Raw genomic sequence first — 19,834 nt, forward strand, 5'->3', positions numbered from 1 at the left:
GGCGGTCTTGAACGTCGTTGCGGATGGCGGGCCATGGGTTTGCGCCCCGTAAGCGGCGGGGGGGGGAGAGAGCGGTGGCGGGGGTCAGCGGCCTGGCGCGCGCACGCTCGTGCGGTACGCGGCCGGGGTCACCCCCACCACCCGGCGGAACCAGCGCGTCAGGTGCGCCTGGTCCGCGAAGCCCACGAGTGCCGCTGCCTCGGCGGGACGGTGCCCGGCCTCCAGGAGCGCGCGGGCGCGCGTCACCCGGTGCTGGGCCAGCCAGGCGTACGGGGGCAGGCCCACCGTGTCGCGGAAGGCGCGCAGGAGCTGGTAGCGGGAGAGGCCGAGGGGCGCGGCGAGTTCGGCGAGGGTGGGCGGGGCGAGGAGTTCGTCGGCCAGGCGGTCACGGACCTCCAGGGCGATGCGGGCGGCGCCGGGGACCGTCTCGCGCAGGGGGCGGGCGGTGCCGTGGCGGCGGGCGAGGGCCGTGAGCAGCCAGGGCAGGCGTGACTCCGCCTCCAGGGCGTCCAGGACATCCGGGGCGGCGCCGTCCGCGCTGAGTTCGCGGTGGGCCAGGCGGAGCGCCGCGGCCAGTTCCGGGTCGTCGATCACGGGGTCGCGGAAGTGCGGGAGGAGGGCGGTGCCCTCGGTGAGGAGGGAGCTGCCGGGATACAGGGCGCGGTACGCGTAGCCCCCGCCGGGACCCGGGCCTCCCGTGTGCACCTCGCCGGGGGCGAGCACCACGATGGAGCCGGGTCCGAGGTGCAGTCTGCCGCCCCGGTAGTCGATGATCTCGGAGCCGCCGACGCAGACGCCGACGGTGAACTCCTCGTGGAAGTGCGGCGCGTAGCGGTGCCGGTCGAAGCGGGCGGTCAGCAGGTCGAGCGACTGGCACGGGCCGAGCGGCGCACGGGTCCACCGGGCCTCCTCACGTCCGCGCTCCCCCGTACCCGCCGCCACTTGCGCCCCCTTCACGTGTGCGCTGAACTCCGTTGCACCGGCCGTTCGACGGCCTCCTCAGGAGTGCAACGCCTCCGTGCCCTTCTTCCATGCCCCCGTGAGGTCCGCGCCCTCCGGAAAGCGTCCGTTGATCTCCAGGATGACCATGCCGTGCGCGAACGCCCAGGCGGCGCGGGCCAGGTCCCCGTCGCCGTCGCACACCCTCAGCAGGGGCGCGGCGGCGCGGTCCTCGAGGCCCGGCGGGAGGGCGTGGCGCGGCAGGGGGCGCTCGGTGCCCAGGCGGTAGAGGTGGGGGTGGGCGAGGGCGTAGTCGCGGTAGGCCGTGGTGAGCGCCGCGAGGGAGCCGGGCGTCGCGGCCTCCGCCGCCTCGCATGCCTCCGCGGACTCGGTGAGCATCAGGGCGATCAGCTCGACCTCGACGGCCGACTTGTCGGGGAAGTGCTTGTAGAGCGAGGGCGCCTTGATGCCGAGGCGGTCGGCCAGGGAGCGCATCGTCAGGGAGCCGGGGCCGGACTCCTCGAGCACGGCCCTGGCGGCCTCGACGATCTCCCGGGCGCGGGGGGTGAGGCGGTCGTCAGCCACGCTGGAAGCCCTCCTTCGTACGCAGTCCATAGCCGAAGGCGCGATCGTACGAGATGTGGGCCAGCCAGCCGCACAGGGCCGCGAACGCGGGGGCCCAGGTGAAGGGCGCGAAGGAGTACGCGACGATCAGGGCCACGGGGATCAGGGCGCGGTGGGCCGTGTTGTAGAAGGGCACCGCCCTGGGGGCGAGTTGGCCATGCGCCATGCGGGGCGCGTCGCGGAGCGCGACCAGGAAGGTCAGGTCGGGGGCGATGAAGAAGAGGAAGGCGAGGCCGCCCGCGAGCCAGCCGTGGTTCACGCCTTCCAGGACGGCGAACGCGGACCAGAAGAGCGCGTTGGCGAGCCATGCGGATCGGCGGAGCACGACGAGGGGGGTGGTCCTGCGGCGGGTGACGACGACTGTTCCAACTGCTGCGGCTGTTCCGACTGTTCCGCTCATGACGGGCTCCTTCGGACGAGGCGGGCTAACTAAGTTAGCTAGAACGGTATGGCTAACTTAGTTAGCCGTCAAGGGGTGCTCGGCTCACGGGATCCGCCGCCCCGGCGGGACGGCGCTTGACCTTGCCGCAGCGTCAACGTTTCTACTGAAGCCATGCGGATCGGAGAGATCGCCCGGGTCGTCGGCGTGACCACGCGGGCCATCAGGCACTATCACCACCTCGGGCTCCTGCCCGAGCCCGAGCGGCGGCCCAACGGATACCGGGACTACGGGGTGCGCGACGCCCTCGCGCTCGCGCGGATCCGGCGGCTCACCGAGCTCGGACTCGGCCTCGACGAGGTGCGGGACGTGCTCGCGGACGACGCCGGGCGCGAACTCGCCGAGGTCCTGGGCGAGTTGGACGAGGACCTGGCCCGGCAGGAGCGGGCGATCCAGGAGCGGCGGGAGCGGCTGCGTGTGCTCCTGGAGGAGGCGCGGGACGGGCGGCTGCCCGCCGACGGGCCCGTGTCGCCGGGGCTCGCCGAACTGCTCGGCGCCTTCGGGTCCACCGACTCCCCCACCGCCGCCAAGGACCGCGAGCATCTGACACTGCTCGACACCGCCGCCGACCCGGAACAGCGCGACCGGCTCTACGCGGCCCTCGCCCCGCTCGCCGAGAACCCTGAACTCACGGCACGGTTCGGGGAGTTGTATCGGCGGCTCGATGAGCTGGCCGACGCCGATTCCCGTGATCCACGGGTCGCGGCGCTCGGGGCCGAGCTCGCCGCGAGCGTGCCGGACGGGCTGCTCGGGGTCATCGGTCAGGAGGAAGGGGTGCGGGAGGGGCTGGAGAGCGGGTTCGGGGAGGCGTTCCTCGCCGACTTCGCGCCCGCGCAGGCCGCCGCCGTACGGATCATGCTGGACGCCCTCGCGGCCCGGCTGCGGGAGCGGCCGTGAAGCGGGGGGTGCGGAGGACCTTGGGCGGCACCATGCGGGTGGTGCTGCGGCTCGCCGTCCATGAGCTGCGCGGGCTGCACAGCCTCGGGCTCTGGGTGGCGCGGCGGCGGCACGGGGTGCGAACGGCCGGTGACGGCGCGCTCGCCGCCCCGTACACCGGGCCGCAGACCGCCATGCTCTTCGGGCTCGCCTTCGCGGCGGTCGTCGAGACGGTGGTTCTGGCCGTGCTCATCCCCTGGCCCGTCGTGCACGCGGCCCTGCTGTTCCTGGACGCCTACACCGTGGTGCAGATCGTCGCGCTGCACGCCGCGTGTGTGACGCGGCCTCATGTGGCGGGCGCCGACGGCTCGTTGAGGGTGCGGTACGGGCAGTTCCTCGATGTGCGGATACCGGCCGGGGGCGTGTGCGACGCGCGTGTGGAGCGCCGCTACCCGGAGGGCGGACATGTGCAGCTGAGCGCCGACGGGGTCCTCGACGTGGTGGTGGGCGGCCAGACGACGGTCACCGTGGAACTCGACCAACCCCTGGAATTCGTACGGACGTTGGGGCGCCGTGGCACCGCCCGCACCGTGCGGCTGCACGCCGACGACCCGGCCGGGCTCGTGGCCGCGCTCAGGCGGGCGCGAACTGGACCTTCGACGTCAGCGGATCAGCCTGCGTGAGCCGGACCCGCAGGCGCTCGCCGAGCGGGAGCTTCGAGGTGCCGCCGGAGATGCGGGCGACCACCGCCGGGTCCTGGACGTGCACGGTGCCGACGGCCGGTTCGTGCTCCTTCACCTCGATGACCGTCGCGTCGAAGATCTCGCCGACCCGGTCCTTGAGCAGCGCCGCCTCCACGATGTCGACGGACTCGCGCTCCACGGTGCCCGCGCGCCGCGAGCCGTCCGCCATCTCCTTGGGGAGCGAGTCGAGGGCGGCGCGCACCCACTCCGGCGGCTCCTCCCCCGCGACCGCCGCGACGCACAGCTCGCTCGCGTACCGGTCGACGAGGCGGCGCAGCGGCGCGGTGCAGTGCGTGTACTCGTCGGCGACGGCGGCGTGCACGGTCTGCTCGGGGATCTTCCCGTCGGTGAAGACGGTGTAGCCCGCGCCGCGCAGCAGCGTCGTGCACTCCTGGAGGAAGGCGGCGTGCCGGGTGTTGGCCGGGTCGAGGGAGCGCACCACCTCCGCGTACGGGACGTGGTGCGGCCAGTCGACGCCGAGGGCCTTCGCGCAGCGGCGCAGCCGGGCGACCGCCCCGCCGGGTGCGACGGGCAGGGTGCGCAGGATGCCGGTGCCGGCCGCGGTCATGAGGTCGGCGGCGGCCATGCCGGTGAGCAGGGAGATCTGCGCGTTCCAGCCGTCGGCGGGCAGTGGAGCGCGGTATTCGAGGCTGTACGAGCCGTCGCCGCTGGCCACGATCTCCTGCTCGGGGACGTTCAGGGAGATGCCGCCACGCTCCACTTCGAGGCGCTCGCGCAGCTCCCCGATGTCCTTGAGGAGCGCGAGGGCTTCGGGGGCGGTGCCCTCGTCGATCTGCCGCTGCACGCCCGCGTAGTCGAGCTTGGCCCGGCTGCGCACGAGGGCGCGGCGCACGTCGGTGGCGACGCGGCGCCCGTCGGCGTCCAGGTCGATGCGCCACAGGACGGCGGGCGCGACCTGGTCGGGGAGGAGGCTGGCGGCGCCCTCGGAGAGGAGGGCCGGGTGGAGGGGGACCTTGCCGTCGGGGAAGTAGAGGGTGAGGACACGGCGGTGGGCCTCGGCGTCGAGGGCGCCGCCGGGTGTCACGAAGGCCGCCACATCGGCGATGGCGTAGTGCACGCGGTAGCCGCCGTCCGCGCGCCGCGCCAGGTGCATCGCCTGGTCCAGGTCGACCGAGGTGGGCGGGTCGATGGTGAAGAGCGGCAGGTCCGTGGCGTCGTGGCCGGGCAGCCGGGGTGCCTTGGCGGCGGCCTCCGCCTCGGCGAGCACGTCCGCGGGGAAGTCGTCGGGGACCTCGAGGCTCGTCCGCAGCTCACGCAGGGCGTCGCGGAGCGGGGCGGTCTCGGCTGCGGCGGTGACGTGGAGGTGGCGGCGGGGCATGAGACCGAGCGTAGGTCGGGGTGGGGCGGGCGGCACGCCGACGGCCCGTCAAGGGGGTCCCCCTGCTCCTCAAGAGCTTGGGGGAGTTTGAGGACGAGGCCGTTCAGGCCGATGAAGGGGGTCCGGGGGCGGTGCAGGGGGTCCGGGGGCGAAGCCCCCGTGAGGGCGCCCCACGTAAGGTGACCAGGGGCCCGCACGCCCACCCACCCCCCGTAGAAGGAGAACCACGTGCTCACGCTGCTGCCGCCCTCCGAAGGCAAGGCCGCCTCCGGCCGCGGCGCCCCGCTCAAGGCGGAGTCGCTCTCGCTGCCGGGGCTCGCCGAGGCGCGGGCGGCGGTCCTGGACGAGCTGGTGGAGCTGTGCGCCGCCGACGAGGAGAAGGCGCGCGAGGTGCTCGGGCTCAGCGAGGGACTGCGCGGCGAGGTCGCGAAGAACACGGAGCTGCGCACGGCGGGCGCGCGGCCCGCCGGGGAGATCTACACGGGTGTGCTCTACGACGCCCTCGACCTGGCCTCCCTCGACGCCGCCGCCAAGCGCCGCGCGGCCCGGTCCCTCCTGGTGTTCTCCGGGCTGTGGGGCGCCGTCGGCGTGGCCGACCGCATCCCCTCGTACCGCTGCTCGATGGGGGTGAAGCTGCCGGGGCTCGGGGCGCTCGGCGCGTACTGGCGGACGCCGATGGCCGCGGTCATGCCCGACGCGGCGGGCGACGGGCTCGTGCTCGACCTGCGCTCCTCGGCGTACGCGGCCGCGTGGAAGCCGAAGGGCGAGGTGGCCGGGCGGACCGCGACGGTGCGAGTGCTGCACGCGCCGACCCGCAAGGTGGTCAGCCACTTCAACAAGGCCACCAAGGGGCGCATCGTCCGGTCCCTGCTGAGCGCGGGCGCCGTGCCGCGCGACCCCGCCGAACTCGTCGACGCGCTGCGGGACTTGGGCTACGAGGTGGAGGTCGAGGCGCCCGCGAAGGCGGGCCGGGCGTGGAGCCTGGACGTCCTGGTGGACGAGATCCACTGAACCCTCTCCACGAATCCCCGCGAAAGGGCGTTGCGTGCTGCGCAACGCCCTTTGCGCATGCTGTGAGCGCCGGGGCAGGATGACGGCATGACTTCCTCCGCGCCTGTGCCCTCCGTGCTCGATCTCGCCCCCGTCGTTCCCGTCGTCGTCGTGGAGGACGTCGCCGACGCCGTGCCGCTGGCGCGGGCGCTGGTCGCGGGCGGGCTGCCCGCGATCGAGGTGACGCTGCGGACGCCGGCCGCGCTCGCCGCGATCCGGGCCATCGCGGACGAGGTACCGGAGGCCGTGGTCGGCGCGGGCACCGTCATCAGCCCGCAGAACGTCGCCGACTCGGTGGCCGCTGGGGCCCGCTTCCTGGTGAGCCCCGGCTGGACGGACACGCTCCTGGACGCGATGAAGGGCTCCCGGGTCCCCTTCCTGCCGGGGGTCTCCACGACGTCGGAGGTCGTGGCGCTCCTGGAGCGCGGGGTGCGCGAGATGAAGTTCTTCCCGGCGGAGGCCGCGGGCGGCGTCCCGTATCTGAAGTCCCTCGGCGGCCCGCTCCCCCAGGCCCGCTTCTGCCCGACGGGCGGCGTGAACCTCGCGTCCGCCCCCTCGTACCTCGCCCTCCCCAACGTCGGCTGCGTGGGCGGCAGTTGGATGCTCCCGAAGGACGCGGTGACGGCGAAGGACTGGGCCCGCGTGGCGGAACTGGCCCGCGAGGCAGCGAACTTGGGGCGCTAGAGTCGCCCCGAGTACCCCTCGGCTCAGCGCAGGTGCGCCGTCTCGTTCAGCAGCCGCACGCTCGCGTTCCCGTCCCCGTAGTACGCCACCACCGACAGCGAAGCCGCCGAGAGCTCCATCCGGAACAGGGACTCCGGCGGCGCCCCGAGCGCGAGCCGGACCAGCGTCTTGATCGGCGTGACGTGCGTGACGAGCAGGGCCGTGCGCCCCGCGTACTCCGCGACGAGCCGTTCGCGCGCCGCAGCGACCCGGCGGGACACCGCCGCGAAGCTCTCGCCGCCGCCTGTGGGCGCGGCCTTCGCCGAGCCGAGCCAGGCGTTCAGGTCGTCCGGGTAGCGCTCCCTGACCTCGCCGAAGGTCAGCCCCTCCCACGCCCCGAAGTCCGTTTCGCGCAGGCCCTCTTCGACCCGTACGTCGAGTCCGAGCCGGGCGGCGACGGCCTGCGCGGTCTCCCGGCAACGGCGCAGCGGCGAGGTCACGACGGCCTGCACGGTGCCCGCCCGTCTCCCACCACCGCCCTCAACCGAGGCGTTCCACGCCGCACCTTCCGCTCGCGCGGCGAGCGCGGCCGCCACCCGCTCGGCCTGCCCGCGGCCGATGTCCGACAGGGCGGGGTCGCTGCCGCCGCTGCCCGAGAACCGCTTCTCGGGCGTGAGCGCGGTCTCGCCGTGGCGGAGGAGCACGAGGGTGGCTGGGGCGCCGAGGTCAGGGGCTGCCCAGCCGACGGACGGGGCGGTCCCGGTACCTGTGCCGGTCCCGGTACCTGTGCCGGTGCCGACGTTCGTGGCAGCGCGGGCGTCGGCGTCGAGCTCAGCCGTCGAAGCCGAGGGAGACCACTGCTCCCCTCGCTTCCCCGCGTCCATCGCCTCGTTCGCGAGCCGGTCCGCGTGCTTGTTCTGCTTGCGCGGGATCCACTCGTACGTGACGTGGTCCGGCGGGAAGACGCGGGCCGCCTCCGCCGCCAGGGGCTTCATGTCCGGGTGCTTGATCTGCCAGCGGCCCGACATCTGCTCGACGACCAGCTTCGAGTCCATCCGGACGTGCACCGTGGCGTCCGGGTCGAGCGCGTGGGCCGCCCGGAGACCGGCCACCAGGCCGCGGTACTCAGCGACGTTGTTCGTCGCGACACCGATGTACTCCGCGGCCTCCACCAGGGTCTCCCCGGAGGCCGCGTCGATCACGACCGAGCCGTAGCCCGCGGGCCCCGGGTTGCCCCGGGAGCCGCCGTCGGCCTCGACGATGAACTCGCCCATGCGCGGGGGTCCTTACAGGCCCGACTCGGACGTGCGCACCAGGATGCGGCGGCAGTTCTCGCAGCGCAGGACCGTGTCCGGGGAGGCCGCCTTCACCTCGTTGACCTCGGTGATGTTGAGCTCCAGGCGGCAGCCCTCGCAGCGGCGCTGGAAGAGCTTGGCCGCACCGACGCCGCCGTGCTGCGCGCGCAGCTTGTCGTAGAGCTTCAGCAGGTCGGCCGGGATCGCGCCGGCCACGACCTCGCGCTCCTTGCCGACCGTGGCCGTCTCGCCGTCGAGCTCCTCGGCGGCGGTGTCCCTGCGGCCCGTCGCGTCGTCGATCTTCGACTGGACCGAGGAGACGCGCTCCGTCAGCTCGGCGACCCGCTCCTGCGCGGACTCGCGGCGCTCCATGACCTCGAGGACCACGTCCTCCAGGTCGCCCTGGCGCTTGGCGAGGGAGGCGATCTCCTTCTGCAGGTTCTCCAGGTCCTTGGGGGACGTGACGGCACCCGAGTCCAGGCGCTGCTGGTCGCGGGCGGCGCGCTGGCGCACCTGGTCCACGTCCTGCTCGGCCTTGGTCTGCTCGCGGGCGCAGTCGCCCTCCTCGGTCTGCGCGGCGACGAGCAGGTCGCGCAGCTGGGTGAGGTCCTTGGTGAGCGACTCGATCTCGGTGTGCTCGGGCAGCGACTTCTTCTTGTGCGCGAGCTGCGTCAGGCGTACGTCGAGGGCCTGGACGTCGAGGAGTCGGATCTGGTCGGCGGGCGCGGCGTTCAGTTGGGGGCTCCAGAGGATGTGTAGGTCGAGGACGCCGCGTGGGCGGTCCAGGGGTCGGTGACCGTCTTCGAGACGTGGACGCGGAGGTCCCAGCCGTGGCGGTCGGAAATCTCGTCGAGCTGGGCGGCGGCCAGCTCGCACCAGGGCCACTCGGTCGCCCAGTGGGCGGCGTCGATGAGGCCGAGCGGTGAGTGCTGGGTGGCTTCGGACACCGGGTGGTGGCGTAGGTCGGCGGTGAGGAACGCGTCGACGCCCGCGGCACGCACCGCGTCGAAGAGGCTGTCGCCGGAGCCGCCGCTCACCGCGACGCGGTGCACGACCGCGTCCGGGTCGCCGGCGACCCGGATGCCCTGCGCGGTGGCGGGCAGCCGCTTCGCGGCGCGCTCGGCGAACTCCCGCAGGGTCTGCGGGTGGTCGAGCTCGCAGATCCGGCCGAGGCCGTTTTCCGGTACGAGGGGTCCGACGACCCGCAGGTCGAGCGCGCCCGCGAGGGCGTCGGAGACTCCGGGGTCGGCGGTGTCGGCGTTGGTGTGCGCGACGTGCAGCGCGATGTCGTGCTTGATCAGGTCGTGGACGACCCGGCCCTTGAAGGTCGTGGCCGCCACGGTCGTCGTGCCGCGCAGATAGAGCGGGTGGTGCGTGACGATCAGGTCGGCGCCCAGGCGGACCGCCTCGTCGGCGATCTCCTGGACCGGGTCGACGGCGAACAGGACCCGGGAGACCCCGGCGTCCGGGTCGCCGCAGACCGTGCCGACCGCGTCCCACTGCTCGGCCCGCTCAGGGGGCCACAGGGCGTCGAGTTCGGCGATGACTTCAGACAGACGGGGCACGCAGGAAAGGTTACCTGCGTGCCCCGCTGCTCTGGCCAGGGATGCCCGCCCCGACTGCCGGGCGGGCAGCTCCCGGCGCTCCCAGCCACCTCCGGCTGCGCCCAGCACCTCCGGCTGCTTCCGGCTACCTCCGGCTACTTCCGGCTACTTCCGGCTGCTCCCGGCTACCTCCGGCTACTTCACGAGGAAGCCGCGCAGGTCGTCCAGGACGGAGTCGGCCGCCGTGACGCCGAGGCCCAGGTACCAGGTCTCGTCCGGGACGTTCTTCGCCCGGCCGTCCTCGACCGCGCCGAGCTTCTTCCACAGCGGGTTCTTCTCGGCCTCGGAGCGGCCGGTCTTCTGGGCGTCGCCGTAGACGCCGGTGAAGATCCAGTCGGCGTCGGCCTCGTCGATCTTCTCCGGGCTGATCTCCGTGGCGAGGTCGTTGACCTGCTGGTTCTTGGGGCGGGGCAGGCCCGCGTCGTCGAGGATCGTGCCGATGAAGGACGCCTTGGCGTAGAGGCGGGTGCGGTCCGGCATGTAGCGGAGCATCGTGACGGTCGGCTTTTTGCCGCCGTCCTGCCGCGCGACGTCCTCGCCGAGCCGCTTCGCCTTCTTCTCGTACGCAGCCAGGTTCTGCTTCGCCTCGGCGGTCTTGTCGAGGGCGGCCGCGTTCAGGAGGTAGTTCTCCTTCCACGTGAAGCCGGGGCGGATGGAGAAGACCGTCGGGGCGATCTTGGAGAGCTGCGGGTAGAGCTTGGCGGCGCGCAGCTCGCTGCCGAGGATCAGGTCGGGCTTGAGGTTCGCGATCGCCTCCAGGTTGAGGGAGTTGATCGTGCCGACGTTCTTCGGGTTCCCGGCCGCCTTCTTCAGGTAGCCGGGGACGCCGTCGTCGCCCTCGGTCGGGGCGTAGCCGACGGGCTTCACTCCGAGCGAGACGGCGTTGTCGAGCTCGCCGACGTCGAGGACCACGACGCGCTTCGGCGCGGACTTGAGCTCGGTCTTGCCGCGGGCGTGCTCGATGGTGCGCGGGAACCGGCCCGGCTCGGCCTTGGTGCCCATCTTCGCGGTCTGGTCGGCGGCCTTGGCGAAGTCCTCGCCGCCTTGCGCCACGGCCTTGCTGCCGCTGCCGTCGCCGGACTTCCCGGAGCCGTCGGAGTCCGCCGCGCCGCAGGCCGCGAGCGACAGGGCCGCGGTCACGGCGAGGGCGACGGCGGCGGTGCCGCGGTGGCTGCGGCTGCGGCTGCGGCTGCTACGGCTGCGTATGGACGACGGGGACATCGGTGCTCCAGGGGTACGGCGGGCGCGCGGGGTCGCGGGGGATCCGCGAGGGATCGCGGGGGTCGCGAGGGTTCGCGAGGGATCCGCGAGAGACACAGGCGACCCACTTACTTAGGTCCGCCTTACTTTAAGCGCCTCGCCCCCGCTCAGCACAACCACCCCTCGTTGCTCAGGCGAACCCGTACATCGCCACCCTTATGCGTGAAGCCGATGGCGGGCGGTGCCACGTGAGTGCGTACGAAAACTAGCTTCGACGCCGGAGGTGGCTCCCACAGATGACAGCGCCGACGACGATCAAGGTGACCCCGGTTTCCCCCGCACCGCCCACGGCACCCCCGGTGTCCCCGGCACCCCCGGTGTCCCCGGCACCGGGCCTCACCCTCACCGCCGACGGGTCGTACGCCGCCCGGCTCACCCGCGCGCAGGGCACGGGCGACGCCTGGTTCCCGGAACGCTGGACCCTGGACTCGCCCGAGCCCTACGCGGTCGCCCTCCCCGGCGGCCAGCCCGAGGAGCCCGGCACGGAGGTGCAGGCCATGGGCGACGGACGGGTGCTCATCCACCGGCGTACGGACGGACGGCACACGTTCACACTGCTGTACCCGACGGGCCGGGCGCCCGAACCCGGAGGGTCGGGGACCGGTTCGGCGACCGGTTCGGCGACCGGTTCGGCGACCGGTGAGGTGCCGCTCGGCGCCGTGGAGTGCCCGGACGGCGAGTCGCTGCGGCTGCTGCCGCCCGCGCCCGGCGGCACCCACGCGTATGCCGTCGCGGCGGGCGAACGGTCGTCCGCCGTCTGGCTCGTGGCGGGCGGCGCCTTCGGGCCCGAGCATGTCGCCGAGGTTCCCGGGCGCTGCTCCGGCGGGGTGTGGCTGGACCGCGCGGGTCGACTGCTCGCCCTGGACCGGGAGTTGGACGGCCGGACGAAGACGGTCGCCGTCGACCTGGAGCGCGGCGGCGAGGTCTCCCCGCTCCTCCAGATCTCGGAGGAGAGCGACGACCGGCTGCTGCTCGCCGACGCGGACAGCGGACTGCTCCTCATCCGCTCCGACGCGCCGGGCCAACCCCGGCTCGGCTGGGGCGTGTTGGGCAGCTCCCTGCCCGTCCGCTTCCCCGACTCCCTGCGCCTGCCGGACCTGACGGCCACTCCGTTCGCGATCCAGCCGGGGCAGATGCTGATGCCGGAGAGCTGCGGAGTGGCGCTTGCGATACGGATGAGCGGGACGGCGGAGGGGACGGAGGGAGCGGGGGCGTGGCTCGGGCTGTGGCGCCCCAGCGAGCGGACAGTGCGTCAACTCGCCTCGCCCGAAGGGTGGTTGAGAGGGTGTGGCTACTGGTCGCGGGAGGGGGTGCTGCACCTTCCGTACGCCACGGAGGGGGCGCCCTGCGGGGTGGCGCGGGTGACGGTGCCCGCGCCCGTGGAACCGGCCGTGCGGGTGCGGGCGGTGCCCCCGACGCCGACGGCGCCGCGGCCGGTGCCGTTGGGGCAGGCGCCGCTCGCCGGTCGGGGGGCGGGCGGTTAGACTCGCCCGGCTGTGCCGAAGGATCTTGTTACGGGGTGAGTTTTTGTGATGACGGACACCAGTACAGAGACGGGGACCGAGAGGGACAGGGACGGCGGGGACGGTGAGCGGCAGGACCCGAGGGCGGCCGTCGCCGCGGGGTCCGGGCGGCATCGGGGTGCGTCGGCCTCCCACGACGGGGAGAGCACGCCACGGGGGCGGCATCGCCGTCAGAACGGCTGAAGCCGGTTTTTTCGCTTTCCACAGTCCCACCCCTTCCCGAAACGGCGACTCCGTCGCCCCTGGGGCACCCGATATCGCCCCAAGGGCTCGTCCTCAAACGCCGGACGGGCTGGGTGTGCTCGGCCTCGGCCGGGGGCATCTCAGCCCGTCCGGCGTTTGGTCAGCCCTTCTTCAGGCCGAGCACCTCCGCCGCCGCGAACGTCTCGTTCGCCGGGCGCTCCGCGTAGTGCGGGGTCAGCACCTCGTCCAGTTCCTCGAACGTGAACGTCTCCTTCGCGGAGTCGAACTTCGCGCTCACCTTGGGGCGTTCGACCACCGCCACCATCCCGCCGTGCACCACGAGCAGCTGCCCGTTCACCCCTGCCGCCGCCGGTGAGGCCAAGTACCCGACGAGCGGGGCGACATGTTCGGGAGCCAGCGGGTCAAGCCGGCCCTCGCCCGGCTCCGCGAACCCCGCGAACACGTCCTCCGTCATCCGTGTACGCGCCCGTGGGCAGATCGCGTTGGACGTCACGCCGTACTTGGCGAGGGCCAGCGCCGTGGAGGTGGTGAGGCCGACGATGCCGCCCTTGGCCGCCGCATAGTTCGGCTGGCCCGCCGAGCCCGCCAGGAACGCCTCCGAGGAGGTGTTGACGATCCGGCCGTACACCGGGGCGCCCGCCGCCTTGGAGCGCTCGCGCCAGTGCACGGACGCGAAGTGCACCGTGTTGAAGTGGCCCTTGAGGTGGACGTGGATGACCGAGTCCCACTCGGACTCGCTCATCGAGAAGATCATCCGGTCCCGCAGGATGCCCGCGTTGTTGACGAGGATGTCGAGCTTTCCGTACGTGTCGATCGCCGACTGGACGAGTCCGCGGGCCTGTTCGTGGTCCGCGACGTCTCCGGTGTGGGCGACGGCCTGGCCGCCCGCCGCCCGGATCTCGGCGGCGACCTCCTCTGCGGGGCCCGCCGACGCCTCGCCGGAGCCGTCCCGGCCCGGCTGGCCGAAGTCGTTGACGACGACGCTCGCGCCGAGCCGGGCGAGTTCGAGGGCCTCGGCACGGCCGAGTCCGCGGCCCGCGCCGGTGACGATCGCGGACAGGCCGTCAAGTGGCAGTGACATCAAAGTCCCTTCAACGCTCTACAGGTACGGGTGGTGCAGATCTCCGCGGTTCAGATCTCCGCGGTTCAGATCTCGATGCACGTGCGCAGCGCCACGCCCGTCCGCATCTGGTCGAGGGCCTCGTTGATCTCCGCGAGCGGCACCCGGTGCGTGATGAGGCCCTCCAGGTCGATGCGGCCCGCGCGCCACAGCGCGATCGCCCGCTCGTACGACTCGAGCACGTCTCCCCCGCCGTACATGGACGGCAGGATCTTCTTCTCGTCGAAGAACAGCTCGAACATGTTGACCTGGAAGAAGTCGTCGAGCGCGCCCGCGCCGACGACGCACAGCGTGCCGCCGCGCCGTGTCTTCTCGTATGCCGTGCGGGCCGTGGCGGACTTGCCGACGACCTCGAAGACGTAGTCGAAGCCCTCGCCGCCGGTGATCCGCTGCTTGGCGTCGTCCAGGGCGTCGGGGGCCACCGCCTCCGACGCACCGAAGCGGAGGGCCGCCTCGCGCCGGGACTCGACCGGGTCGACGGCGACGATCTGCGCGGCGCCCTTGAGCCGGGCTCCCTGGATCGCCGAGATGCCGACGCCGCCGCAGCCGATGACGGCGACCGACGAACCCGCCCTGACGTCCGCGGTGTTGATGGCCGCACCGAGGCCCGTCGTGACACCGCAGCCGATCAGGGCCGCGATGTCGAAGGGCACGTCCTCGGGGATCGGCACGGCGCAGCCCGCGTCGACCACGACCTCCTCCGTGAACGTGCCCGTACCGGCGAAGCCGAAGACGTCCCCGCCGGGGCGCTTGAAGTTGGGCGTGCCCGCGTTCATGAACCCGGCCAGGCACAGCTGGGTCTGGCCGCGCTTGCAGGCCGGGCACTGTCCGCACGCGGGCAGCCAGCAGACCAGGACCCGGTCGCCCTGCTTGACGTGGGTGACGCCGTCGCCCACGTCGATGATCTCGCCCGCGCCCTCGTGGCCGGGGATGAAGGGGGCGGGCTGCGGCAGCACCCCGTTCATCGCGGAGACGTCGGAGTGGCACAGTCCGGTGGCCCGGACGCGGATCCTGACCTTGCCGGGGCCGAAGCCCACCGCCTCCACGTCGTCGAGGACTTCGAGCTTGTCCTGGCCTATCTCATGCAGTACGGCTGCGCGCATGACGGTGCGGCTCCTTTCGGCAAGGTCCTGACCGGGTCGTGCCTGGTTGTCCTTACTGGGCTGGCTAGTTGTGCAGGACGAGGGTGTCGGCGAGGACCGGTGCGTCGTCCCGCTCGACGGCCGTGACGCTGACCTGGACGCGGCCCGGCGACTCCCACAGGGCGATGCGCAGGGTCTCGCCGGGGAAGACGATCCCGGCGAAGCGTGTGCTGTAGGAGGTCACACGCGAGACGTCGCCGCCGAGCACGGTGTCCACGACGGCCTTCAGCGTCATCCCGTAGCTGCACAGGCCGTGCAGGATCGGCCGGTCGAAGCCCGCGAGCTTGGCGAACTCGGGGTCGGCGTGCAGCGGGTTCCAGTCCCCGGAGAGCCGGTAGAGCAGCGCCTGGTCCTCGCGGATGGGCCGCTCGATCGTCTTGTCGGGGGCGCCCGTCGGGGCCTCCAGTCGGGTGGAGGGGCCGCGGTCGCCGCCGAAGCCGCCCTCGCCGCGCACGAAGATCTGGGCGTCGCTCGTCCACAACGGGCCCTCGGCGTCCGCCACTTCGGTGCGCAGGACGAGGATCGCCGCCTTGCCCTTGTCGTAGACCGCCGCGACCCGGGAGGTGGTGGTGGCCTTGCCCTTGACGGGGATCGGCCGGTGCAGCTCGATGGTCTGGCCGCCGTGCAGGACGGCGGCCAGGTTGACCTCGACGCCGGGTGCGGAGAGCCCGCCGACGACGCCCATCCCGGCGCCCGCGACGGTGGCGAAGCTGGGCAGGACGTGCAGCTTGGACTCGAGGGTGTAGCGCAGCTCGTCGGGGTCGGTGGCGGGCACGCCCGCGCCGAGGCCCAGGTGGTAGAGCTGGATGTCCTTGTGATCCCAGCTGATCTCGGCGGACCGGGGCTCGGCGGCGACGGCCTTGGCGGCATCGATGGGCATTCGGCATCTGCTCCTTGGCTGAACGAAGACCTCGGCGCGACCGTCCGCACCGTCGGCCGCACCGAGGTCGCTTGCGACCGGCCGAACCGTCCGTTCTAGAACGCGTTCTAGGGCCGGGTGTCCCCATGTATAGCCCAGCACAGGGGAGTTGGGAAGACTGCTGACGTTACGTCAGATCCGGTCTTCTGCCGCCTGAGCGGTGACATTTGTCCTGGCCGAGTCCGGATATCCGCATCTGCCGCGCGGACACCTCCTCTTCGTAGCGTCATAGCCATGACGAAGACAGCAGAGAGCGGGACGGCCGAGGTGGCCGGGGACACCAGGGCGACCGGGGCCACCGGGGTGGCCGTCGCCTTCGCCGGGGCCGTGAAGCACTTCGGGCCCGTGCGCGCCGTGGACGGCGTCGACCTGGAGATTCCGCGCGGCCAGACCGTCGCGCTGCTCGGCCGCAACGGCGCCGGCAAGTCCACCACCATCTCCCTCCTCCTCGGTCTCGACGAGCCGGACCGGGGCAGCGTGCGGCTCTTCGGGCGCACCCCCGGGCAGGCCGTCGGCGCCGGGCTCGTCGGGGCGATGCTCCAGGAGGGCACCCCGGCCCGCCGCGTCACCGTCCGCGAACTCGTCTCCTTCGTCGCCGGGCGCTACCCGCGGCCCATGCCCGTCGACGAGGCGCTGCGGCTCGCGGGCATCGGCGAACTCGCCGGGCGCCGCGTCGACAAGCTGTCCGGTGGCCAGATCCAGCGGGTGCGCTTCGCCGTCGCCCTCGCCGGTGACCCCGCGCTCATCGTGCTCGACGAGCCCACCGCCGCCCTCGACGTCGAGGCCCGGCAGGCGTTCTGGACCTCGATGCGGGCCTACGCCCGGCGCGGCCACACCGTCCTGTTCTCCACGCACTACCTGGAGGAGGCGGACGCCCACGCCGACCGGATCGTGGTCATCGACCAGGGCCGGATCGTCGCCGACGGCAGCGGCGAGGAGCTGCGCAGGGCCGGGGGCGGCAGCCTCGTCTCCTTCGACCTCGCGGGCCGCGGCACCGAAGGTCTCGCCCAACTCCCGGGCGTGGTCGCCCTGGAGGTGCGCGGGGACCGGGCGCGGCTGCGCACCGAGGACTCGGACGCCACCGTCGTCGCGCTGGCCGGGCTCGGCGCAATACGCGGCCTGGAGGTCGCCCCGGCCTCCCTCCAGGACGCGTTCCTCGCCCTGACGAGCCCCGCCGCTCCCTCTGCTCCGTCTGCTTCGTCTGCTCCGCCTGCTGCCTCTGCTTCGTCTGCTCCCTCTGCTTCGTCCCTTTCCGAACCGTCCGGCGCCGATCTGGAGACCGTGTGATGTTCGAGTACATCAAGCTGGAAGTGCGCAGGACCCTGCGGGACATCACCTTCGTCCTCTTCGGCATCGGGATGCCCGTCCTGATGTACCTCCTCTTCACCAACATCGGCGGCGACGACGGCAACAGCGGCGAGTGGAAGACCGTGTCGATGGTCGGCATGGCGGCGTACGGGGCGCTCGGCGCGGCCCTGTCCACCGGGACCGGGGTCGCCGAGGACAAGTCGAACGGCTGGCTGCGGCAGCTGCGGGTCACCCCGATGCGCCCCCGCGACGTGGTGCTCGGCCGGGCGCTGTCCGGCTCCGTCACGGTCCTGCCCACGATCATCGCGGTGCTCCTCTCCGGTGTCCTCGTCAACGGCATCGCGCTCGACGCCTGGCAGTGGGCGGCCGTCGTGCTGCTGCTCTGGCTCGGCTCGCTCCCCTTCACGCTGCTCGGCATCGGCAACGGCTACCGCCTCACCGCACAGACCACCGGCGTGGTGAACGTGGCGTGCAACCTGGGGCTCGCGGTGATCGGCGGACTCTGGTTCCCCACCAGTCAGTTCCCCGACTGGCTGCGCACCCTCGGCAGCTACACCCCCGCCAACCGCTTCGGCGAGCTCGGCTGGTCGGCGGCCGCCGGCAGCGCGCCCGGCCTGGCCACGGTGGCGGTGCTGGCCCTATGGCTGCTGGCCTTCGGTTCGTACGCTGTGATCTCTTACCGCCGGGCCGCGCGGACCGTGTGACGGCACGATGGGCGCGACAGGAGCAGAGATGACGGACAAGGGCACGTCCAAGGCCCCCGGTGCCTGGTCGGAGTACCGGCGCCAGCGGCGGCAGTGGAAGGCCGACTGGACGGAGCGCAAGACCCTCGCCAAGGAACAGGCCGCACGGGCCCGCGCCGAGAAGAAGTGCGAACGCTCGTCCCGCGCCGAGGAGATGGGCCCGGCCAACGGCTTCGCCCTGCTGCCCTGGCTGATGATGGGCATGGGCGCCTTCACGAACCTCGTCTCGGGCGATGCGGCCAACCCCTGGATCGGGGGCCTCGGCCTGCTGGTCTTCAACTCCCTCTACGTCAATGTGGCGTTCCGTGCCTTCCACAAGAAGGCACGGGAAGCGACCTCCACGAAGGTCGTGCTGGCCCTGATGGCGGCCGTCACGTGCGCGCTCGGGATCGGCTACGGCGGCAACTTCCTGATGTTCTTCCCGGTCCTCGGGCTCGCCACGGGCGCGGTGCTGCGCGGCAAGCAGCTCGTTCCCGCCGCCTTCGGCCTCGCCACCACGGCGGGCGTCATCGGCGGCGTGCACGAAGGGTGGGACGCCACCGGATACGCGTACGGCACCTTCATCTCCGTCATGGTGACCGCCGCGATCCTCGCGCTCTCCGAGACGGTCCGCGAACTGCGGGATACCCGCGAGGAGTTGGCCCGCACCGCCGTCGAGAAGGAGCGGCTGCGCTTCTCCCGCGACCTGCACGACCTGCTCGGCCACACGCTGTCGGTGATCGTCGTGAAGGCGGAGGCCACCCGGCGGCTCGCCCCGCGCGACCTGGACGCGGCGCTCGGCCAGGTCTCCGACATCGAGGCCGTCGGGCGGCAGGCGCTCACCGAGATCCGCGAGGCCGTCACCGGCTACCGCGAGGGCAGCCTCGCCACCGAACTCGACCGGGCCCGCGATCTGCTCGGCGCCGCCGGTATCGAGGCGGTCGTCCGCCAGTCGGGGCCGCCGCTCGCCCCGCAGACGGCCGCCCTGCTCGGCTGGGTGGTGCGCGAGAGCGCCACCAATGTCGTACGTCATTCCAAGGCCTCCCACTGTGAGATCGAGGTGGCGGGCACCACCGAACGGACCCGTCTCGTGATCACCGACGACGGGCGCGGCGTAGGCTCGGGCACGCCCGGCAGCGGGCTGAAGGGACTGGCCGAGCGCCTCGCGGCGGCGGGCGGCTCCCTCGAGTCGGGCCCCGCGCCGCGCGGGGGCTTCCGGGTCACCGCCGAGCTGCCGGTCACCGAGGTCACCGCAGCGCCGGTCGACGGGACCGGCCCCGGCCAGGAGGAGCCCGCCCCATGATCAGAGTCCTGCTCGCCGAGGATCAGGGCATGATGCGGGGCGCCCTCGCGCTGCTCCTCGGCCTGGAGGAGGACATCGAGGTCGTCGCGCAGGTCTCGGCGGGCGACGAGATCGTGGACGCGGCGCTCGCGGCGCGACCGGATGTCGCGCTGCTCGACATCGAACTGCCGGGGCGCAGTGGGCTCGACGCGGCGGCCGACCTGCGAAGTGAGTGTCCCGAGTGCCGGGTGCTCATCCTCACGACCTTCGGCCGGCCCGGGTATCTGCGGCGGGCCATGGAGGCCGGTGCGGTGGGGTTCCTCGTCAAGGACGGGCCCGTAGAGGAGCTTGCGGAGGCGATTCGGCAGGTGTTGCGGGGTGAGACCGTCATCGATCCGGCGCTGGCTGCGGCGGCGTTGAGTGCGGGGCCCAGTCCCTTGACGGGGCGGGAAGCCGATGTGTTGAAGGCTTCTGTGGATGGGGCGACCGTCTCCGACATCGCGGGCAAGCTGCATCTGTCGGAGTCGACCGTGCGGAACTATCTCTCGGCGGCCATTGGGAAGACCGGGACGCGGAATCGGATGGAGGCGGTTCGGGAGGCGCGGCAGCGGGGGTGGTTGTAGGGGCGTTTCCCTTCCCCAAGCCCGCCCCTTCCCGAAACGGCGACTCCGTCGCCCCTGGGCTGCCCTCTTCTTGGGGCTTCGCCCCTTGCCCCCGATCGGCCTGAACGGCCTCGTCCTCAAACGCCGGACGGGCTGGGGGGGGAGGGGGAAGGAGGGAAG

Annotated in this window: 20 protein-coding genes; 9 read left to right on the forward strand and 11 right to left on the reverse strand. The window is 72.8% G+C overall.

Annotated features, from left to right (window positions below; all coding sequences use genetic code 11):
* Positions 1-84: 84 nt before the first annotated feature.
* The 3 genes from ACFWYM_RS18135 to ACFWYM_RS18145 are packed head-to-tail and all read right to left on the reverse strand — an operon-like array spanning position 85 to position 1,963.
* A complete protein-coding gene (locus ACFWYM_RS18135) occupies positions 85-942 on the reverse strand; it encodes an AraC family transcriptional regulator (RefSeq protein ID WP_384837422.1) in 858 nt (285 codons plus the stop codon).
* 57 nt (positions 943-999) lie between these two features.
* Entirely contained in the window at positions 1,000-1,554 is a 555-nt protein-coding gene (locus ACFWYM_RS18140; protein WP_384837425.1) for a TetR/AcrR family transcriptional regulator, read from the reverse strand.
* Positions 1,517-1,963 (reverse strand): DUF4260 family protein, encoded by a 447-nt coding sequence (locus tag ACFWYM_RS18145; RefSeq protein ID WP_384837427.1) that lies wholly within the window; start codon positions 1,961-1,963, stop codon positions 1,517-1,519. The genes ACFWYM_RS18140 and ACFWYM_RS18145 overlap by 38 nt, the downstream gene beginning before the upstream one ends.
* 153 nt (positions 1,964-2,116) lie before the next feature.
* On the opposite strand from ACFWYM_RS18145, the gene ACFWYM_RS18150 reads away from it, so the two are divergent.
* Both ACFWYM_RS18150 and ACFWYM_RS18155 read left to right on the forward strand, forming a co-directional pair.
* Positions 2,117-2,899 carry a MerR family transcriptional regulator gene (locus tag ACFWYM_RS18150; protein ID WP_384837430.1) on the forward strand — a complete coding sequence of 261 codons (783 nt, stop codon included), beginning with the start codon at positions 2,117-2,119 and terminating at the stop codon, positions 2,897-2,899.
* A 20-nt stretch (positions 2,900-2,919) separates the two neighbouring features.
* Positions 2,920-3,561 carry a hypothetical protein gene (locus ACFWYM_RS18155; protein ID WP_384837433.1) on the forward strand — a complete coding sequence of 214 codons (642 nt, stop codon included), beginning with the start codon at positions 2,920-2,922 and terminating at the stop codon, positions 3,559-3,561.
* Here the strand turns inward: ACFWYM_RS18155 and ACFWYM_RS18160 are convergent.
* Complete coding sequence (locus ACFWYM_RS18160; RefSeq protein ID WP_384837435.1) at positions 3,512-4,960, reverse strand: RNB domain-containing ribonuclease; 1,449 nt, start codon at positions 4,958-4,960, stop codon at positions 3,512-3,514. The genes ACFWYM_RS18155 and ACFWYM_RS18160 overlap by 50 nt on opposite strands.
* 228 nt (positions 4,961-5,188) lie before the next feature.
* On the opposite strand from ACFWYM_RS18160, the gene yaaA reads away from it, so the two are divergent.
* Together yaaA and eda are read left to right on the forward strand one after the other, a co-directional pair.
* Positions 5,189-5,971, forward strand: a complete 783-nt coding sequence (yaaA, locus tag ACFWYM_RS18165) for a peroxide stress protein YaaA (protein ID WP_384837439.1) — start codon at positions 5,189-5,191, stop codon at positions 5,969-5,971.
* Positions 5,972-6,058: 87 nt separating this feature from the next.
* The gene (gene eda, locus ACFWYM_RS18170; protein ID WP_384837442.1) at positions 6,059-6,694 is read left to right on the forward strand and encodes a bifunctional 4-hydroxy-2-oxoglutarate aldolase/2-dehydro-3-deoxy-phosphogluconate aldolase; all 636 of its coding nucleotides are present in this window, start codon (positions 6,059-6,061) and stop codon (positions 6,692-6,694) included.
* 23 nt (positions 6,695-6,717) lie between these two features.
* Here the strand turns inward: eda and ACFWYM_RS18175 are convergent, their stop codons facing one another.
* The 4 genes from ACFWYM_RS18175 to ACFWYM_RS18190 form a co-directional block, all read right to left on the reverse strand.
* Positions 6,718-7,947: a bifunctional RNase H/acid phosphatase gene (locus ACFWYM_RS18175; protein WP_384837445.1), complete on the reverse strand. Its 1,230-nt coding sequence runs from the start codon at positions 7,945-7,947 to the stop codon at positions 6,718-6,720.
* Positions 7,948-7,959: 12 nt separating this feature from the next.
* A complete protein-coding gene (locus ACFWYM_RS18180; protein ID WP_384837601.1) occupies positions 7,960-8,703 on the reverse strand; it encodes a zinc ribbon domain-containing protein in 744 nt (247 codons plus the stop codon).
* Positions 8,700-9,533, reverse strand: coding sequence for a Nif3-like dinuclear metal center hexameric protein (locus tag ACFWYM_RS18185; RefSeq protein WP_384837448.1), 834 nt, complete (start codon positions 9,531-9,533; stop codon positions 8,700-8,702). Before ACFWYM_RS18185 ends, ACFWYM_RS18180 begins: the two co-directional genes overlap by 4 nt.
* Before the next feature lie 174 nt (positions 9,534-9,707).
* Positions 9,708-10,793, reverse strand: coding sequence for an ABC transporter substrate-binding protein (locus ACFWYM_RS18190; protein WP_384837450.1), 1,086 nt, complete (start codon positions 10,791-10,793; stop codon positions 9,708-9,710).
* Between the two features lie 275 nt (positions 10,794-11,068).
* Between ACFWYM_RS18190 and ACFWYM_RS18195 the strand changes: the two genes are divergently transcribed.
* Entirely contained in the window at positions 11,069-12,316 is a 1,248-nt protein-coding gene (locus tag ACFWYM_RS18195; protein WP_384837453.1) for a hypothetical protein, read from the forward strand.
* A 382-nt stretch (positions 12,317-12,698) separates the two neighbouring features.
* Here the strand turns inward: ACFWYM_RS18195 and ACFWYM_RS18200 are convergent, their stop codons facing one another.
* From ACFWYM_RS18200 to ACFWYM_RS18210, 3 genes are all read right to left on the reverse strand, one after another.
* Complete coding sequence (locus ACFWYM_RS18200) at positions 12,699-13,640, reverse strand: 3-oxoacyl-ACP reductase (RefSeq protein ID WP_384837456.1); 942 nt, start codon at positions 13,638-13,640, stop codon at positions 12,699-12,701.
* Between the two features lie 65 nt (positions 13,641-13,705).
* The gene (locus ACFWYM_RS18205) at positions 13,706-14,782 is read right to left on the reverse strand and encodes a Zn-dependent alcohol dehydrogenase (RefSeq protein WP_384837459.1); all 1,077 of its coding nucleotides are present in this window, start codon (positions 14,780-14,782) and stop codon (positions 13,706-13,708) included.
* 64 nt (positions 14,783-14,846) lie between these two features.
* On the reverse strand, positions 14,847-15,701 hold the full coding sequence (locus ACFWYM_RS18210; protein WP_384837462.1) for a MaoC/PaaZ C-terminal domain-containing protein: 855 nt from the start codon (positions 15,699-15,701) through the stop codon (positions 14,847-14,849).
* Positions 15,702-15,974: 273 nt separating this feature from the next.
* Between ACFWYM_RS18210 and ACFWYM_RS18215 the strand changes: the two genes are divergently transcribed.
* From ACFWYM_RS18215 to ACFWYM_RS18230, 4 genes are read left to right on the forward strand one after another with little or no spacing between them, the layout of a single operon-like run.
* A complete protein-coding gene (locus tag ACFWYM_RS18215) occupies positions 15,975-17,027 on the forward strand; it encodes an ABC transporter ATP-binding protein (RefSeq protein WP_384837465.1) in 1,053 nt (350 codons plus the stop codon).
* A complete protein-coding gene (locus tag ACFWYM_RS18220; RefSeq protein ID WP_384837467.1) occupies positions 17,027-17,752 on the forward strand; it encodes an ABC transporter permease in 726 nt (241 codons plus the stop codon). Before ACFWYM_RS18215 ends, ACFWYM_RS18220 begins: the two co-directional genes overlap by 1 nt.
* A 28-nt stretch (positions 17,753-17,780) precedes the next feature.
* Complete coding sequence (locus ACFWYM_RS18225) at positions 17,781-19,073, forward strand: sensor histidine kinase (protein WP_384837470.1); 1,293 nt, start codon at positions 17,781-17,783, stop codon at positions 19,071-19,073.
* Positions 19,070-19,675 carry a response regulator gene (locus ACFWYM_RS18230; protein ID WP_384837473.1) on the forward strand — a complete coding sequence of 202 codons (606 nt, stop codon included), beginning with the start codon at positions 19,070-19,072 and terminating at the stop codon, positions 19,673-19,675. The genes ACFWYM_RS18225 and ACFWYM_RS18230 overlap by 4 nt, the downstream gene beginning before the upstream one ends.
* Positions 19,676-19,834 lie beyond the last annotated feature (159 nt).

It is taken from the genome of Streptomyces sp. NPDC059009 (genome assembly GCF_042740175.1).
Taxonomy (GTDB): domain Bacteria; phylum Actinomycetota; class Actinomycetes; order Streptomycetales; family Streptomycetaceae; genus Streptomyces.